Genomic DNA, 13684 nt, shown 5'->3' with positions numbered 1-13684 from the left:
CTTTATTTTTAATTTGTACTATTTTAATTCTTTAATACTATTATTTTATTTATAATATTATTGTATTTATTTAATACTATGATAAATACACGGTAAATTCATTTTTATCATATTTAAGCTTATTTCTTTTTCTTTATAGCTTTCCAATAGTTATCAATACCCTTTTCAAATTTATTATCTCCTGGTATATAATATTTTTTATTTTTTATATTATTAGGTAAGTATTGCTGTTCTATATAGGAGTTTTCATAATTATGAGGATATTTATATTCTATTCCTCTTCCAAGACTCTTTGCACCACCATAATGAGCATCCTTTAAGGTGTTTGGCATATCATCTATTTTCATTGTTTCTAAATCTTTTAAAGCTGAATCTATAGCTACATAGGCTTTATTCGATTTAGGACTGGTAGCTAAAAGTATTGTTGCTTCAGCAAGGGGTATTCTAGCTTCTGGAAATCCAAGTTCTCTTGCAGAATCAACTAAAGATTTTACTATCATAGCAGCTTGTGGATATGCAAGGCCTATATCCTCACTTGCAATAACTTGAAGTCTTCTACATATAGATATTAAATCTCCAGCCTTAATAAGCCTTGCTAAATAATGAATTGAAGCATTAGGGTCACTTCCTCTTATAGACTTTTGGAATGCACTTAATATATCATAATGGCTATCACCCTTCATATCATAAGCTACAACCTTTGTCTGAGTACTTTCTTTAGCCACTTCTAAATCTATTATTATTTCTCCATTTTCATTAGGATTAGTTGAATTTATCGCAACTTCAAGTCCATTTAGCGCTTTTCTAACATCACCATTAGAAGCTGCTGCAAAATATCTATATCCTTCATCACTAACTATTATTTTTAAATTTTCATAGTCTTCTTCTTCAATTGATACAGCTCTCTTTAATGCATCAATTACATCTTCCTCATCTAAGGCTTTAAATTCAAATATAGTTGATCTACTTAAAAGGGCCTTAAAAATATAATGATAAGGATTTTCTGTAGTAGATGCTATTAAAGTTATTCTCCCATCTTCTATGTATTCAAGAAGAGACTGTTGCTGTTTTTTATTAAAATTTTGAATCTCATCTAGATAAAGAACTACTCCATCTCTACCCATGAAAGTATCTAATTCTTTTCCTATTTCTTGTATATCTTTTAAGGAAGCAGTAGTTGCATTTAACTTATAAAATCTTTTATTTATTTTATTAGAAATAATATTTGCAACTGTAGTCTTTCCTATCCCTGGTGGTCCATAAAAAATCATATTATTTATTGTTCCACTTTTTATTATTCTATTTAAAATTTTATTTTCTCCTAGTATATGCTTTTGACCAAATACTTCACTTAATTCATTAGGTCTTATTTTTTCAGCTAATGGTTTACGCATTCTTTCCACTCTTTTCTAAACTTAATATTAAATAATTATATCATAATTATTTAATATTATATCTAGCTTATATTGCAAATCCAATCCTTATCTTAACTATACTTTTATATTAATTAAACTTTTTATTACTGTAATAGTTATATATTAATATAATCTAGGATATGGACTTATATAATTTTTATAAATCATATTTAATATCTCTGGCTCTGTTCTTTCTATTACTTCATAAGTAAAACCACAATATAAAAGTCCTCCTATAGGTAAAGATTTAAGTTCTGTATCTGTAAGAGATATGGTTAAAATCCCTCCTCCTATGAGAGAATACATTGCCATCCTTTCTTTTGTACAAAACTTTTCAATCTTTTTCTTTATCCTCCTTGGTGTTGGTACAGTTATTGCTTTTATAATCATAATCCACCTACATTTATTATTCTTATCTCTATTTATATTTGTATATGTGAAGATTTATTATAAACTTATATAAATTAACTCTTTATTGACACTTATGATAATATTAAGTAAAGGAGATGTTTATATGGTTATAGTAAATGATAAAAAAACTATTGAAGGCTTATTAAAAAAGAAGGGAATAACTTTACTTTATTTTTCTTCACCAACATGCAGTGCTTGTGGTGCAATAAAAGAAAAACTTGAAGTGGAATTAAAGAAATTTCCTAAGATATCTGCTTATGAAATACCACCTTTTAATACAGATGAAATCTTAGCAAGCTTTAGTATATTTACTTTTCCTGCAATACTGTTATATATAGATGGAAAGGAATATATAAGAGAGGCAAGATACTTTAGTGTAGAAAATTTAATCAAAGATATAAATAGATATTATGAATTATGTAATGAAGAATAGTAAAGCTATGATATATTTATATAATAAAAATTTAAATACCCTATGGCACTATTACCATAGGGTATTTTTTCTTATTCTACTTGAGTTAAAAGTCTTTTTAGAACATCCATCATTTTATTTTCAGTTATTTCATCATTGCCTACAACAAGAATTCCTCTAACATCATTATCTGAAAGATCCCACTTATATGTTACAAATCTAACTTTACTCTCTTCTGGTAAAAATTCTTCTATTTCCATAGCAATCTCTTCTGCAATGGCCATATACTCTTCAAATAATGTGTCTTCATCAAGTTCTTCTATATTATATGATGAATCTATCTCTTCATTTAATAATTCTACTGGAATACTTAAATTATAAGCACAAACATCCTCTCTTTTAGTTCCTTTGCTCATATCTTTAAGAACTTTAAATTCTGTATTTTCTTCTATGTTTTCTCCAATTTCTTTTGTATCTAATATTTTCTTTCCAAAAACAATATACACTATATTTCCTTCTTTCTATGTTAATTTAAGATAAGTAAACTTTATCAAACAATCTTTATGCAATCAAGAAATTTTGTTTATATAAATAAACAAACTCAAGGATATCCTTGAGCTTATATGTTATATCGGAATTGCTCTATGTCCAATCCCAATAACTACTTCATCTAAATGAAGAAGACCTATACTTAGAAAAATGCAAACTGATATATGCTCGCCTCTTCTAGCTATACCAATTTTCCCACCAACATTTTGACCACTTGCTCTAGTTTGAACTTGCATTAAAGCATCTCTAGTTGCACCTATTATAGCTCCTTCATGAATATGTTCTTCTCTTATTAAATTGTTTCTTTTAGAAGCAACAAGTGCTCTTTCTAAGATAGTGTGAATAGAATCATTGATATTTCCACCAATATTAACTGCAGTTACTAGATAATCACTTTTCTTATATTTTAATTTTAAAACTTCCTCTTCGTCTCTACTTGAAATTGCCATTCTTGTAGCAATCTTTGCTACTTCTGTACTAGTATTTCTCATCTTTACGTTCTCCAATCCCTAAGGGAAGATTATGATTTATAAGATAATTGAAAAGGCTATATACTCCTCTATAATATATATAAGATCATCTTCTTCCTCAGTATCTACATCTATTATATCACCTTTAATGTACTCTAGATATCTCATTAATACAATACACAACGATATTTTAAAAATATTTTTTTCAGATATTCCTTTGCTATTAAAATCCTTTTTTTCTTTTAGCATGTCATATATATCACATACTCCCTTAGCGAAAACTTCATCTTCCCTTACAAAGCTTGAAGCTAATCCTATAAGAGGATATACATCTTCTTCTATAAAACTGTAGCTATCTATAAGATTGCACCTAATATTAAGTACTTTCTCAATTTTTTTCTCTATATCTGAATTTGTAATAAGTAAAGACAAATAAAAAGAATCAAGACTCTTAACTTCCTTTAAATTTATCTCTCTTATCTTTGAGTCAATATTTTTTATATCTTGAACTATCTCATTAATTTCTTTATCTATTGCCGTCAGATACACATATACTATATAATCCTCTTTCATAAAGAAATCATACTGCTCTTCATTAATAACTTCTTTTATTTCAAATAGTCTATTTAATTTTTCTTCTAATTCCTCACCGTTAAATCTTTTAGATAATAAAAATGCTGTATAAAGAGTTTCTTTATTATCTTTAAAACCTCTATCTACTAATGAAGAATTTATATATTTGGTATTTAAAAAGACCTCCTTATAGTCTTTTCTACCATTCATAAGAATAGAGAAAACCTTTTTAAACTCTCCTCTGAATTTAGAATTAAATTTAGTGTTCTTTCTAATATACTTCCTTATATCCTTTATTCTAGTCTCATTAATTTCTTCATCAGAACCATTTGCTATTAAAGATGCTAGACAATTTAAATCTTTTCCATCCCACCTTAAATTCTTTTTAAATTCATTGTTTAGTTCAATAAAAATTCTTACTTTCTCTTTCAGCTCAATATCCATTTCATCATCCTCATAAAATTTTTGCATTAAATATTAAATATTATATAATTATATATTATTTCTAATACGATACAACTGTCAATAAATTTCAAAAAAAGAATTAGAATAATTAACTATTCTAATTCTTTTTATTCAAATTTTTATAAATTTTTCCCAAAATTTCTAAATTTATTGTATCTTTTTTCTAAAAGCTCATCTTCATTAATTTCTTTTAATTTATCAAGTTCTAATAATATTGCTCTTTTAAAACCATTTGCCATACGCTGTGGATTTTTATGAGCTCCTCCATGAGGTTCCCTAACTATAAAGTCTATAATGTTAAACGCTCTTAAATCTTCTGCTGTAATTTTCATAACCTCAGCAGCTTCTGAAGCTCTTTCACCGTCTTTCCATAAGATAGATGCGAATCCTTCAGGAGATAGTATTGAATATATTGAATGTTCAAGCATACCTACAGAATCTCCAACTGCAAGAGCTAGTGCTCCACCACTTCCACCTTCGCCTGTAATTATTGATACTATGGGAGTTTTAAGCTTACTCATTTCAAAAAGATTCATAGCGATAGCTTCACCTTGACCTCTTTCTTCAGCATCTACTCCACAGAAAGCCCCTGGAGTATCTATAAGACATATAACAGGTCTTTTAAATTTTTCAGCTTGCTTCATAAGTCTTAATGCTTTTCTATAACCTTCTGGTCTTGGCATACCAAAGTTTCTTTCTATATTTTCTTTAGTATTTTCACCTTTAGTTATAGCTATTACAGTTACTGGTCTACCTGATATTTCAGCAATACCACCTATTATAGCGCTATCATCCCCAAAGTTTCTATCTCCGTGGAATTCTATAAATTCATCAAAGATATTTTCTATATAGAATTTACCTGTTGGTCTATCTTTGTGTCTTGCAATAGATACTTTATCCCATGCTTTCATCTTTCTTGCCATTCTTCTATTCATATCTATTCACCTCATGTAATCTTAGTATCTTATATACACAAGTTCTTAATTCTTCTCTGTTTACTATCTTATCAACAAAGCCTTTCTCTAATAGAAATTCTGCCTTTTGAAAATCATCTGGTAATGTTTCTTTGATAGTGTTTTCAATTACTCTTCTTCCTGCAAATCCAATTAATGTATTAGGTTCACTTAATATTACGTCACCTTCCATTGCAAAACTTGCAGTAACTCCACCTGTTGTTGGATCTGTAAGTACAGTAATATATAAAAGTCCTTCTTCACTATGTTTTGCAAGAGCCGCACTAACTTTTGCCATCTGCATAAGAGAGAATATACCCTCTTGCATTCTAGCTCCTCCAGAAGTTGTAAATATAATAACAGGAAGCTTATGCTTTATAGCAAATTCAATCATTCTAGTTAGCTTTTCGCCAACAACAGTTCCCATACTTCCCATCATAAAGAAGCTATCCATTATTCCAGCACAAACTCTTATTCCATTAACTAAACCAGTTCCTGTTATAACAGCTTCTCTACTCTTAGTTCTCTTCTTGGCATCATCTAATTTTTTTTGATATCCTTCAAAGCCTAGAGGGTTTTTTGTACTTAAATTTTTATCAAATTCTTCAAAAGAATTATCATCAAAAAATAAATTTACTCTATCATGAGCTCTAAGTCTAAAATGATGATTGCAATTAGTACAAACATATTTATTTTTAACTAAATCTTCATGATATATTATTGAGTGACATGTATCACATTTAGTCCACATACCTGATGGAATGTTTGGTTTTACATCTGACTCTATATTTATTTTTTTAACTGTTCCATAATTCTTTTTTTTACTAAACAAATCCTTAAGCATGCTTATTCACCATCTTATTTCCTAAAAATGCAGTATCATAATCTCCATTTAAAAATTCTTCCATCTCTAAAAGTGAATATTGGAATTCTATATTTGTCTTAACTCCACCAATTCCAAACTCACTTAATGCTCTTTTCATTCTTATTATAGCTTCATCTCTATTTTCTCCATAAGCTATAAGTTTTGCAAGCATTGAATCATAACAATGAGGTATCTTATATCCACAATAAATTGCAGAATCAAGTCTTATGCCAAGTCCACCTGGTATATATAATTCATTAATAAGTCCTGGACAAGGTCTAAAATCATTTTCAGGGTCCTCAGCATTAATTCTACATTCTATTGCATGACCTTTTATTTTTATATCCTCTTGAGTAAAGCTTAAAGGCTCTCCACTTGCTATTTTAAGTTGCTGCTTTAAAAGGTCTACTCCTGTTACCATTTCAGTTATAGGATGTTCAACCTGTATTCTTGTATTCATTTCCATGAAATAATAATTGAAGTCTTTATCTACTAAAAACTCTATTGTTCCTGCATTTTTATAATTACAAGCCTTAGCAGCTCTCTTTGCAACTTCTCCCATCTCAGCTCTAAGTTCTTCACTTAAAATTGAAGATGGGGCTTCTTCTAATACTTTTTGATTTTTTCTTTGTAATGAACATTCACGTTCACCTAAATGAACTACATTTCCATGTTCATCTGCAAGTATTTGAAATTCTATATGTCTTGGTCTTTCAATAAACTTTTCAATATATAAAGTATCATCACCAAAACAAGCTAATGATTCTGATTTAGCAGTATTATATCCCTTTCTAAATTCTTCATCATTTCTTGCTATTCTGATACCTTTTCCACCGCCACCTGCAGCAGCCTTTATCATAATAGGATATCCTATATTTTTAGCTATTTCTAGTGCATGATCTTCATTTTCTATAGTTCCTTCAAAACCTGGAACAACAGGAACATCTGCACTTTTCATTAATTCTCTAGCTCTCGCTTTATTTCCCATAAGCTCTATAGATGTATAATCTGGTCCTATAAATTTAATATTACACTCACTACACATCTTTGAAAACTTAGCATTTTCAGAAAGGAATCCAAACCCTGGATGAATAGCATCAGCACCAGTTAAAACACATGCACTTAATATGTTTTTTATGTTTAGATAACTATCTTTTGCAGGATACGCCCCAATACAAATTGCCTCATCAGCAAGTTGTGTGTGAAGAGCTTCTTTATCTACTTCAGAATAAACAGCAACAGTTGCAATTCCAAGTTCTCTGCATGCTCTAATTATTCTTACTGCTATCTCTCCTCTATTTGCAATTAATACTTTCTTAAACATATACTTCACCTATCCTATAGCAAACATTATTTCTGCTTCGCATACTTTCTTTCCATCTACTTTAGCTACACCTTTTCCAATTCCTACAGGACCTCTAAGCTTTATAATTTCACAAGTTAATTCTAATTTATCTCCTGGTACTACCTTTTGTCTAAATCTTACCTTATCAGCTCCAGCAAAAAGTGGAATTTTACCTTTAAACTCTTCCTTTGTAAGAAGAGCTACTGCTCCAACTTGTGCTATAGCTTCAAGTATTAAAACTCCTGGCATAACAGGTTCTTCTGGAAAATGACCTTGGAAAAACTGCTCATTTGCAGTTACATTCTTATATCCTGTAACACTTTTCCCTTCTTCCATTTCTACAATTCTATCAACAAGTAAAAATGGGTATCTATGAGGTAATATCTCTTTTATTTCTTTTATTCCCATCATAATTAGACATCCTCCCTTATCTTAAATAATGGAGTACCATACTCTACCATATCTCCATCTTTAACTAAAACTTGAACTATGCTTCCTGAAACTTCACTTTCTATTTCGTTCATAAGTTTCATAGCTTCGATTATACAAAGTACTGATCCTTTTTTAACATTATCTCCAACTTTTACAAAACTATCACTATCTGGTGAAGGTGATCCATAAAAAGTTCCAACCATTGGTGACGTAACTATTGTTCCACAGATGTCTTGAGGTTCTTCTTTATCTTCTTTAACTTCTTCCTTAACTTCATCTATTACTTCACTTATCATTTTTTCTGAATGAATCTTCTCTGTTACAGTTTCACTCTTAACTTCTTTGTTAGGTGATACATTTGCTCCTCTAGTTAAAGATTTATCCATTTTTATATGAGAATCTCCACTTTTATACTCAAAGTATGCAAGCTCTGAAGTATTTATAAGCTTAATAAGTTCCTTCACTTCGTTAATATTCATAAAATAGCCTCCTATTTTTCATTCCACTTCTTAAATAATAATGTTGCGTTATGTCCTCCAAATCCTAATGAATTTGTTAAAGCATAGTTTAATTCTTCACTTCTTCCAACATTAGGTACGCAATCTAAATCACACTCTTCATCTTTTGTTTGATGACCAATTGTAGGAGGTATGAAACCATCTCTTAATGCTTCTATACATATTATAGATTCTATAGCTCCTGCTGCACCTAAAAGATGTCCTGTCATTGATTTAGTTGATGATACAGGTATCTTGTATGCTAAATCTCCAAAAGCTCTTTTTATAGCTACTGTCTCAAATTTATCATTTAAAGGAGTTGATGTTCCATGTGCATTTATATATGATACTTCTTCTGGCTTTATTGATGCTTCTTCCATAGCTTCAACCATAGCACGACATGCACCTTCTCCTTCTGGATCTGGTGATGTAATGTGATAAGCATCACAAGTGCTTCCATATCCAACAATCTCAGCTAATATATTAGCACCTCTCTTTTGTGCTGACTCTAAGCTTTCAAGTACTAATATTCCAGCTCCTTCACCAATTACAAAACCACTTCTATCTTTATCAAATGGAATTGATGATCTCTTAGGATCATTTGATGGATTTAAAGCCTTAAGACTTGCAAATCCTTCTATTCCAATCTTAGTTATTGGCGCTTCTACTCCACCTGCAAGCATTACATCAACATATCCATGTTTTATTTGTCTAAATGCTTCTCCTATTCCATTTGTTCCTGTAGCACAAGCTGTAACTACTGCAGTTGATGGTCCTTTTAATCCATATCTTATAGATATATTACCAGCTGCCATATTGCTTATTGCCATAGGTATGAAAAATGGTGATACTCTCTTTGAACCTGTAGCCATCTTTGTTATTTCATTTTCAATAGTTTGGAATCCTCCAATACCTGAACCAACAAGTACCCCAATTCTATTCTTATCCATATTTTCTAAATCTAATCCTGATGATTTAATTGCTTCATCAGCACAAGCTAATGCAAATTGAGAATATCTATCTAATCTTTTGCTTTCTTTTTTACCTAAAATTTCAGCTGGATCAAAGTTTTTAACTTCTCCTGCTACCTTTACACTAACTTCATCTTTATTCACTAAAGTTACATAATCTATTCCAAGCTTACCTTCTTTAGCGTTAGCCCAAAACTCTTCTACGCTATTTCCTATAGGAGTTAAAGCTCCCATTCCTGTAATTACTACTCTTCTTTCCATAAAAAATCCTCCGCTTTACATTACCATTCCGCCATCAACATTCATTACTTGACCAGTTACATATGATGCATCATCTGATGCTAAAAAAGCTACCATATTTGCAACATCTTCTGGATTACCAAGTCTCTTTAGCGGTATGTTCTTTTTAGCTTCCTCTTTAAATTTTTCTCCTAAAACTTCTGTCATATCAGTATCAATAAATCCTGGTGCTACAGCATTAACTGTAATACCTCTACTTCCAACTTCTTTAGCTAATGATTTTGTCATTCCAATAACACCAGCCTTAGATGCTGCATAGTTTATTTGACCTGCATTTCCTACTATTCCAACAACTGATGAAAGGTTAACTATTCTACCTGATTTTTGCCTAACCATAATTGGAGTTATAGCTTTTAAGCAGTTAAATACACCTTTTAAATTTACATCAATAACACTATTAAAATCTTCATCTTTCATTCTTAGTATTAATGTATCTTTAGTAATACCAGCATTATTTATCATTATATCGATAGCTCCAAATTTCTCTTTTGCAGATTTAACCATTTCTTCTACAGCTTTGCTATCGCTTATATCACATTTATATAAGAAGACTTCTACTCCCATACTTAAAAGTTCTTCTTGTACTTTTAAAGCTTCCTCTTCATTACTTCTATAATTTAAAACAATATTTGCACCAAGAGAAGCTAGCTTTTTAGCTATAGCCCTTCCTATTCCTCTTGAAGCTCCTGTTACTATTGCACATTTATCCTTTAACATAAAAACCTCCTAAACATTTCCCTTTAAATCTTCTATAGTTTTATTTAATGATTCCATATTTTCTACATTATAGACTTTGGCTTTTCTGTCGATCTTCTTAACAAATCCTCTTAAAGTTTTACCTGGACCTACTTCGATGAATGTATCAACACCTTTGTCTAACATGTCTCTAATTGTTTTTTCGAATAATACCGCTGTTTTTATATGTTTTCTTAAAAGTTCTTTTAAGTCATCCCCATCACTATATGGAGCTCCTAACACATTTGAATAAACTGTTTTGTTAAAGTTATTAAACTGAACCTTTTCAAGTTCTTTTAAAAATTCTAAACTTGCTCCTTCAAGTAATGAACTATGGAAAGGTCCACTAACATTTAAAATGATTCCCATTCCACCAAGTTCTTTAGCTATTTTTACTGATTCTTCTATAGCATTATTTTCACCTGATACAACAACTTGACCTGGGCAATTATAATTTGCACCTTCTATGATTCCAAATTCTGAAGCTCTTTTTATAAGCTCTTCTACTTTTTCATCATTTAATTTTAAAATGGCTGCCATCTTTCCAAGTCCCTTTGGAAGTGAACTACCCATTATTTTTCCTCTTTCACGAACAAGCTTTAATCCATCTGAAAAATTTAAAGCTCCTCCATAAATTAATGAACCATACTCGCCAAGAGATAAACCTGTAGTAAAATCTCCTTCTATTCCATTTACCTCTAGAGCTTTAGCTGCTGCAAGAGATGTTAATAAAATTGCTGGCTGTGCATTTTCAGTTAATTTTAATTCTTCTTCTGTACCATTAAATATTAAATTCTTAATATCCATTTCTAATGCAGCTTCGCCTTTATCAAAAACTTCTCTGCATTCTTCTATATTTTCGTATAAATCTTTTCCCATTCCTATATATTGAGAACCTTGGCCTGCAAATAATATAGCAATATTTTTACTACTCATATAATCCTCCAACTGTCTCAAGAGCAACTTTAGCTCCATTCATTAAGTCCTGTATTATATCATGACAACTCTCTTCTTTATTAATTAAACCTGAAACTTGACCTGCCATTACAGAACCATTTACAACATCTCCATCTCTAGCTGCTCTTGGTAGAGCTCCTCTTCCAAGTGCCTCTAACTCTTCTACTGTGCCATTACTTTTTTCAAGCTTTTGGAACTGTCTAGATAACTTATTTTTAATTACTCTAACTGGATGTCCTGTTGATCTTCCTGTTACATCTGTATCTATATCTTTTGCACCTAGAACTTTATCTTTATAATTTTGATGTACTGTACACTCATTTGCAACTAAGAATCTTGTTCCTACTTGAACTCCAAGTGCACCAAGCATAAATGATGCTGCAACTCCTCTTCCATCTGCAATTCCGCCTGCTGCAATTACTGGTATATTTACCGCATCAACAACCTGTGGAATTAATGCCATTGTAGTTAATTGTCCAACGTGTCCCCCTGACTCCGTTCCTTCTGCTATTACCGCATCTGCACCCATCTTTTCCATTCTTTTTGCTAAAGCAACTGATGCAACAACTGGTATAACCTTTATACCATGCTCTTGCCACATCTCCATGTACTTACCTGGGCTTCCAGCGCCTGTAGTAACAACTGACACTCCTTCTTCACATACAAGCTTTGCAACTTCATCTGCATGTTCAGACATAAGCATTATATTTACTCCAAAAGGTTTATTTGTAAGCTTTTTAGCTTTTCTAATTTCATCTCTTATCCATTCTATTGGCGCTGTTCCTGTAATTAATCCAAGGCCTCCAGCTTCACTTACAGCTGCTGCTAATGATGCATCTGCAATCCAAGCCATTCCCCCTTGTAATACAGGATACTTAATACCTAACATTTCACAAACTCTATTACTCATTAAAGTTCCTCCTAAAATTTACCTATACAGTTATAAATTCATTTATAATATAAGCAAAATCGGGTTCTAATACTAAGCACCCGATTTTTGATTATTGAAAATATTCTGTTACCTCTACCTAAAACCACTATGAGCAACAGATCTTACTCTTAAATACTAGTTGTTTTTCTTTTTTTCAACGTAATCAACTGCGTCTTTGATGCTCTTTATATTTTCAGCATCTTCTAATTGAATACCAAACTTTTCTTCTATTTCGATTACTACTTGGAATAAATCTAATGAATCTGCTCCTAAATCTTCGAAAGTTGTTTCTAATGTTACTTCACTTTCTTCTACTCCTAATTGTTCACAAACTACTTCTCTAATTCCTTCAAATATCATAATAAATACCTCCATAATTTACACTTTAATTTTATTTTATATTTCAAAGCTCTCGCTTTTAATTACCATTTTATTAGTGTGGCACCACAAGTTAGGCCTCCACCAAATCCAACTAAAACTATTAGATTTCCATCTTCTAATTTGCCTTCATTATCCATATCTGCTAAAGCCATTGGAACTGATGCTGATGATGTATTTCCTACTCTTTCTAAATTTACATAGAATTTTTCTTTTGAAAGTCCTAGTTTTTTTGCTGCATAATCTATTATTCTTAAATTAGCTTGATGCGGTACAACATAATCTATATCTTCTAAATTATATCCAGTACCTTCTAAAACTTTCTTTATAGAATCAACCATGGCACCTGTTGCAAATCTAAATACTTCTCTTCCATTCATCTGTACATATTTGCTTTTAATAACTTCTTCTTTTGCAAAAGGATTAATTACATCATTTGCTCCTGCAGTTAATGCATCACCTTTTTCTCCTTCTGATATTGAATAAGTGTTTATAATTCCGCTCTTCTCTTCTTCATCTATTCCAATAACAGCAGCTCCGCCACCATCTCCAAAGAGAACACAAGTGCTTCTATCTTTCCAATCAATAATCTTTGAAAGAGTTTCTGCACCAACTACTAATGCATTTTTATATCTTCCAGTCTTAAGTAGGCTCTCAGCTACTTCTAATGAATAAATAAATCCTGTACATGCTGCATTTAAGTCAAAGGCTGTTGCATTTTTTGCCCCTATCATTTTTTGTAATATGCATGCTACTGATGGAGTAAATGAGTCTGGAGTAATAGTAGCAACTATTATTAAATCTAGTTCTTCTCCCTTAATACCCGCCTTATCCATTGCAACTTTTGCTGCTTTATAAGCTATACTGGAAGTATCTTCGCCTTCAGATATCCTTCTTTCACAAATTCCTGTTCTCTCTAATATCCATTGATGATTAGTATCTACTATTTTACTTAAATCATCATTAGTAATAACTTGAGATGGAACGTATGAACCTACACCTTTAATCTTTACTTCCTTCATGAT

The 13684-nt window shown here is 31.0% G+C and carries 17 protein-coding genes; 1 reads left to right on the top strand and 16 read right to left on the bottom strand.

The features are described 5' to 3' along the window. Positions 1-119: 119 nt before the first annotated feature. The gene (locus ACQPUW_RS05120; RefSeq protein ID WP_430836415.1) at positions 120-1394 is read right to left on the bottom strand and encodes a replication-associated recombination protein A; all 1275 of its coding nucleotides are present in this window, start codon (positions 1392-1394) and stop codon (positions 120-122) included. A gap of 144 nt (positions 1395-1538) precedes the next feature. Further along, positions 1539-1805, bottom strand: a complete 267-nt coding sequence (locus tag ACQPUW_RS05115) for a hypothetical protein (RefSeq protein WP_430836414.1) — start codon at positions 1803-1805, stop codon at positions 1539-1541. A gap of 124 nt (positions 1806-1929) precedes the next feature. On the opposite strand from ACQPUW_RS05115, the gene ACQPUW_RS05110 reads away from it, so the two are divergent. After that, positions 1930-2259: a thioredoxin family protein gene (locus ACQPUW_RS05110; RefSeq protein ID WP_430836413.1), complete on the top strand. Its 330-nt coding sequence runs from the start codon at positions 1930-1932 to the stop codon at positions 2257-2259. A gap of 71 nt (positions 2260-2330) precedes the next feature. On the opposite strand, the gene ACQPUW_RS05105 is transcribed toward ACQPUW_RS05110, so the two are convergent. The 14 genes from ACQPUW_RS05105 to ACQPUW_RS05040 form a co-directional block, all read right to left on the bottom strand. Further along, complete coding sequence (locus tag ACQPUW_RS05105; RefSeq protein WP_430836412.1) at positions 2331-2744, bottom strand: hypothetical protein; 414 nt, start codon at positions 2742-2744, stop codon at positions 2331-2333. Between the two features lie 120 nt (positions 2745-2864). Further along, positions 2865-3278, bottom strand: a complete 414-nt coding sequence (locus ACQPUW_RS05100; protein WP_430836411.1) for a HutP family protein — start codon at positions 3276-3278, stop codon at positions 2865-2867. Positions 3279-3314: 36 nt separating this feature from the next. After that, on the bottom strand, positions 3315-4274 hold the full coding sequence (locus tag ACQPUW_RS05095; RefSeq protein WP_430836410.1) for a DUF4003 family protein: 960 nt from the start codon (positions 4272-4274) through the stop codon (positions 3315-3317). A gap of 140 nt (positions 4275-4414) precedes the next feature. Then, positions 4415-5230: an acetyl-CoA carboxylase carboxyltransferase subunit alpha gene (locus tag ACQPUW_RS05090; RefSeq protein ID WP_430836408.1), complete on the bottom strand. Its 816-nt coding sequence runs from the start codon at positions 5228-5230 to the stop codon at positions 4415-4417. After that, positions 5223-6092 carry an acetyl-CoA carboxylase, carboxyltransferase subunit beta gene (gene accD, locus ACQPUW_RS05085; protein ID WP_430836407.1) on the bottom strand — a complete coding sequence of 290 codons (870 nt, stop codon included), beginning with the start codon at positions 6090-6092 and terminating at the stop codon, positions 5223-5225. The genes ACQPUW_RS05090 and accD overlap by 8 nt, the downstream gene beginning before the upstream one ends. Beyond that, positions 6085-7437, bottom strand: a complete 1353-nt coding sequence (locus ACQPUW_RS05080) for an acetyl-CoA carboxylase biotin carboxylase subunit (protein WP_430836406.1) — start codon at positions 7435-7437, stop codon at positions 6085-6087. Before ACQPUW_RS05080 ends, accD begins: the two co-directional genes overlap by 8 nt. A gap of 9 nt (positions 7438-7446) precedes the next feature. Continuing rightward, the gene (gene fabZ, locus ACQPUW_RS05075) at positions 7447-7869 is read right to left on the bottom strand and encodes a 3-hydroxyacyl-ACP dehydratase FabZ (RefSeq protein WP_204595643.1); all 423 of its coding nucleotides are present in this window, start codon (positions 7867-7869) and stop codon (positions 7447-7449) included. A gap of 2 nt (positions 7870-7871) precedes the next feature. Beyond that, positions 7872-8369 (bottom strand): acetyl-CoA carboxylase biotin carboxyl carrier protein, encoded by a 498-nt coding sequence (gene accB / locus ACQPUW_RS05070; protein WP_430836405.1) that lies wholly within the window; start codon positions 8367-8369, stop codon positions 7872-7874. Between the two features lie 11 nt (positions 8370-8380). Then, positions 8381-9619: a beta-ketoacyl-ACP synthase II gene (gene fabF / locus ACQPUW_RS05065; protein WP_430836404.1), complete on the bottom strand. Its 1239-nt coding sequence runs from the start codon at positions 9617-9619 to the stop codon at positions 8381-8383. Between the two features lie 15 nt (positions 9620-9634). Continuing rightward, a complete protein-coding gene (fabG, locus tag ACQPUW_RS05060) occupies positions 9635-10375 on the bottom strand; it encodes a 3-oxoacyl-[acyl-carrier-protein] reductase (protein WP_430836403.1) in 741 nt (246 codons plus the stop codon). 9 nt (positions 10376-10384) lie between these two features. Beyond that, positions 10385-11329 carry an ACP S-malonyltransferase gene (gene fabD, locus ACQPUW_RS05055; RefSeq protein ID WP_430836402.1) on the bottom strand — a complete coding sequence of 315 codons (945 nt, stop codon included), beginning with the start codon at positions 11327-11329 and terminating at the stop codon, positions 10385-10387. After that, positions 11322-12260: an enoyl-[acyl-carrier-protein] reductase FabK gene (fabK, locus tag ACQPUW_RS05050; RefSeq protein WP_430836401.1), complete on the bottom strand. Its 939-nt coding sequence runs from the start codon at positions 12258-12260 to the stop codon at positions 11322-11324. Before fabK ends, fabD begins: the two co-directional genes overlap by 8 nt. A gap of 156 nt (positions 12261-12416) precedes the next feature. After that, positions 12417-12641: an acyl carrier protein gene (gene acpP / locus ACQPUW_RS05045; protein ID WP_430836400.1), complete on the bottom strand. Its 225-nt coding sequence runs from the start codon at positions 12639-12641 to the stop codon at positions 12417-12419. Positions 12642-12703: 62 nt separating this feature from the next. Further along, on the bottom strand, positions 12704-13681 hold the full coding sequence (locus ACQPUW_RS05040) for a beta-ketoacyl-ACP synthase III (RefSeq protein WP_430836399.1): 978 nt from the start codon (positions 13679-13681) through the stop codon (positions 12704-12706). Positions 13682-13684 lie beyond the last annotated feature (3 nt).

This window comes from Clostridium sardiniense (assembly GCF_050584765.1).
GTDB lineage: Bacteria > Bacillota > Clostridia > Clostridiales > Clostridiaceae > Clostridium > Clostridium sardiniense_A.
Note: the sequence above shows the minus strand (reverse complement) of the source record. Positions and strands in the feature narration are given on the sequence as shown.

What these genes read in the sequence shown, in the direction of transcription:
- ACQPUW_RS05120 (WP_430836415.1), bottom strand. Translation starts at nt 1,394, where the DNA reads ATGCGTAAACCATTAGCTGAAAAAATAAGACCTAATGAATTAAGTGAA.
- ACQPUW_RS05115 (WP_430836414.1), bottom strand. Translation starts at nt 1,805, where the DNA reads ATGATTATAAAAGCAATAACTGTACCAACACCAAGGAGGATAAAGAAA.
- ACQPUW_RS05110 (WP_430836413.1), top strand. Translation starts at nt 1,930, where the DNA reads ATGGTTATAGTAAATGATAAAAAAACTATTGAAGGCTTATTAAAAAAG.
- ACQPUW_RS05100 (WP_430836411.1), bottom strand. Translation starts at nt 3,278, where the DNA reads ATGAGAAATACTAGTACAGAAGTAGCAAAGATTGCTACAAGAATGGCA.
- ACQPUW_RS05095 (WP_430836410.1), bottom strand. Translation starts at nt 4,274, where the DNA reads ATGGATATTGAGCTGAAAGAGAAAGTAAGAATTTTTATTGAACTAAAC.
- ACQPUW_RS05090 (WP_430836408.1), bottom strand. Translation starts at nt 5,230, where the DNA reads ATGAATAGAAGAATGGCAAGAAAGATGAAAGCATGGGATAAAGTATCT.
- accD (WP_430836407.1), bottom strand. Translation starts at nt 6,092, where the DNA reads ATGCTTAAGGATTTGTTTAGTAAAAAAAAGAATTATGGAACAGTTAAA.
- ACQPUW_RS05080 (WP_430836406.1), bottom strand. Translation starts at nt 7,437, where the DNA reads ATGTTTAAGAAAGTATTAATTGCAAATAGAGGAGAGATAGCAGTAAGA.
- fabZ (WP_204595643.1), bottom strand. Translation starts at nt 7,869, where the DNA reads ATGATGGGAATAAAAGAAATAAAAGAGATATTACCTCATAGATACCCA.
- accB (WP_430836405.1), bottom strand. Translation starts at nt 8,369, where the DNA reads ATGAATATTAACGAAGTGAAGGAACTTATTAAGCTTATAAATACTTCA.
- fabF (WP_430836404.1), bottom strand. Translation starts at nt 9,619, where the DNA reads ATGGAAAGAAGAGTAGTAATTACAGGAATGGGAGCTTTAACTCCTATA.
- fabG (WP_430836403.1), bottom strand. Translation starts at nt 10,375, where the DNA reads ATGTTAAAGGATAAATGTGCAATAGTAACAGGAGCTTCAAGAGGAATA.
- fabD (WP_430836402.1), bottom strand. Translation starts at nt 11,329, where the DNA reads ATGAGTAGTAAAAATATTGCTATATTATTTGCAGGCCAAGGTTCTCAA.
- fabK (WP_430836401.1), bottom strand. Translation starts at nt 12,260, where the DNA reads ATGAGTAATAGAGTTTGTGAAATGTTAGGTATTAAGTATCCTGTATTA.
- acpP (WP_430836400.1), bottom strand. Translation starts at nt 12,641, where the DNA reads ATGATATTTGAAGGAATTAGAGAAGTAGTTTGTGAACAATTAGGAGTA.
- ACQPUW_RS05040 (WP_430836399.1), bottom strand. Translation starts at nt 13,681, where the DNA reads ATGAAGGAAGTAAAGATTAAAGGTGTAGGTTCATACGTTCCATCTCAA.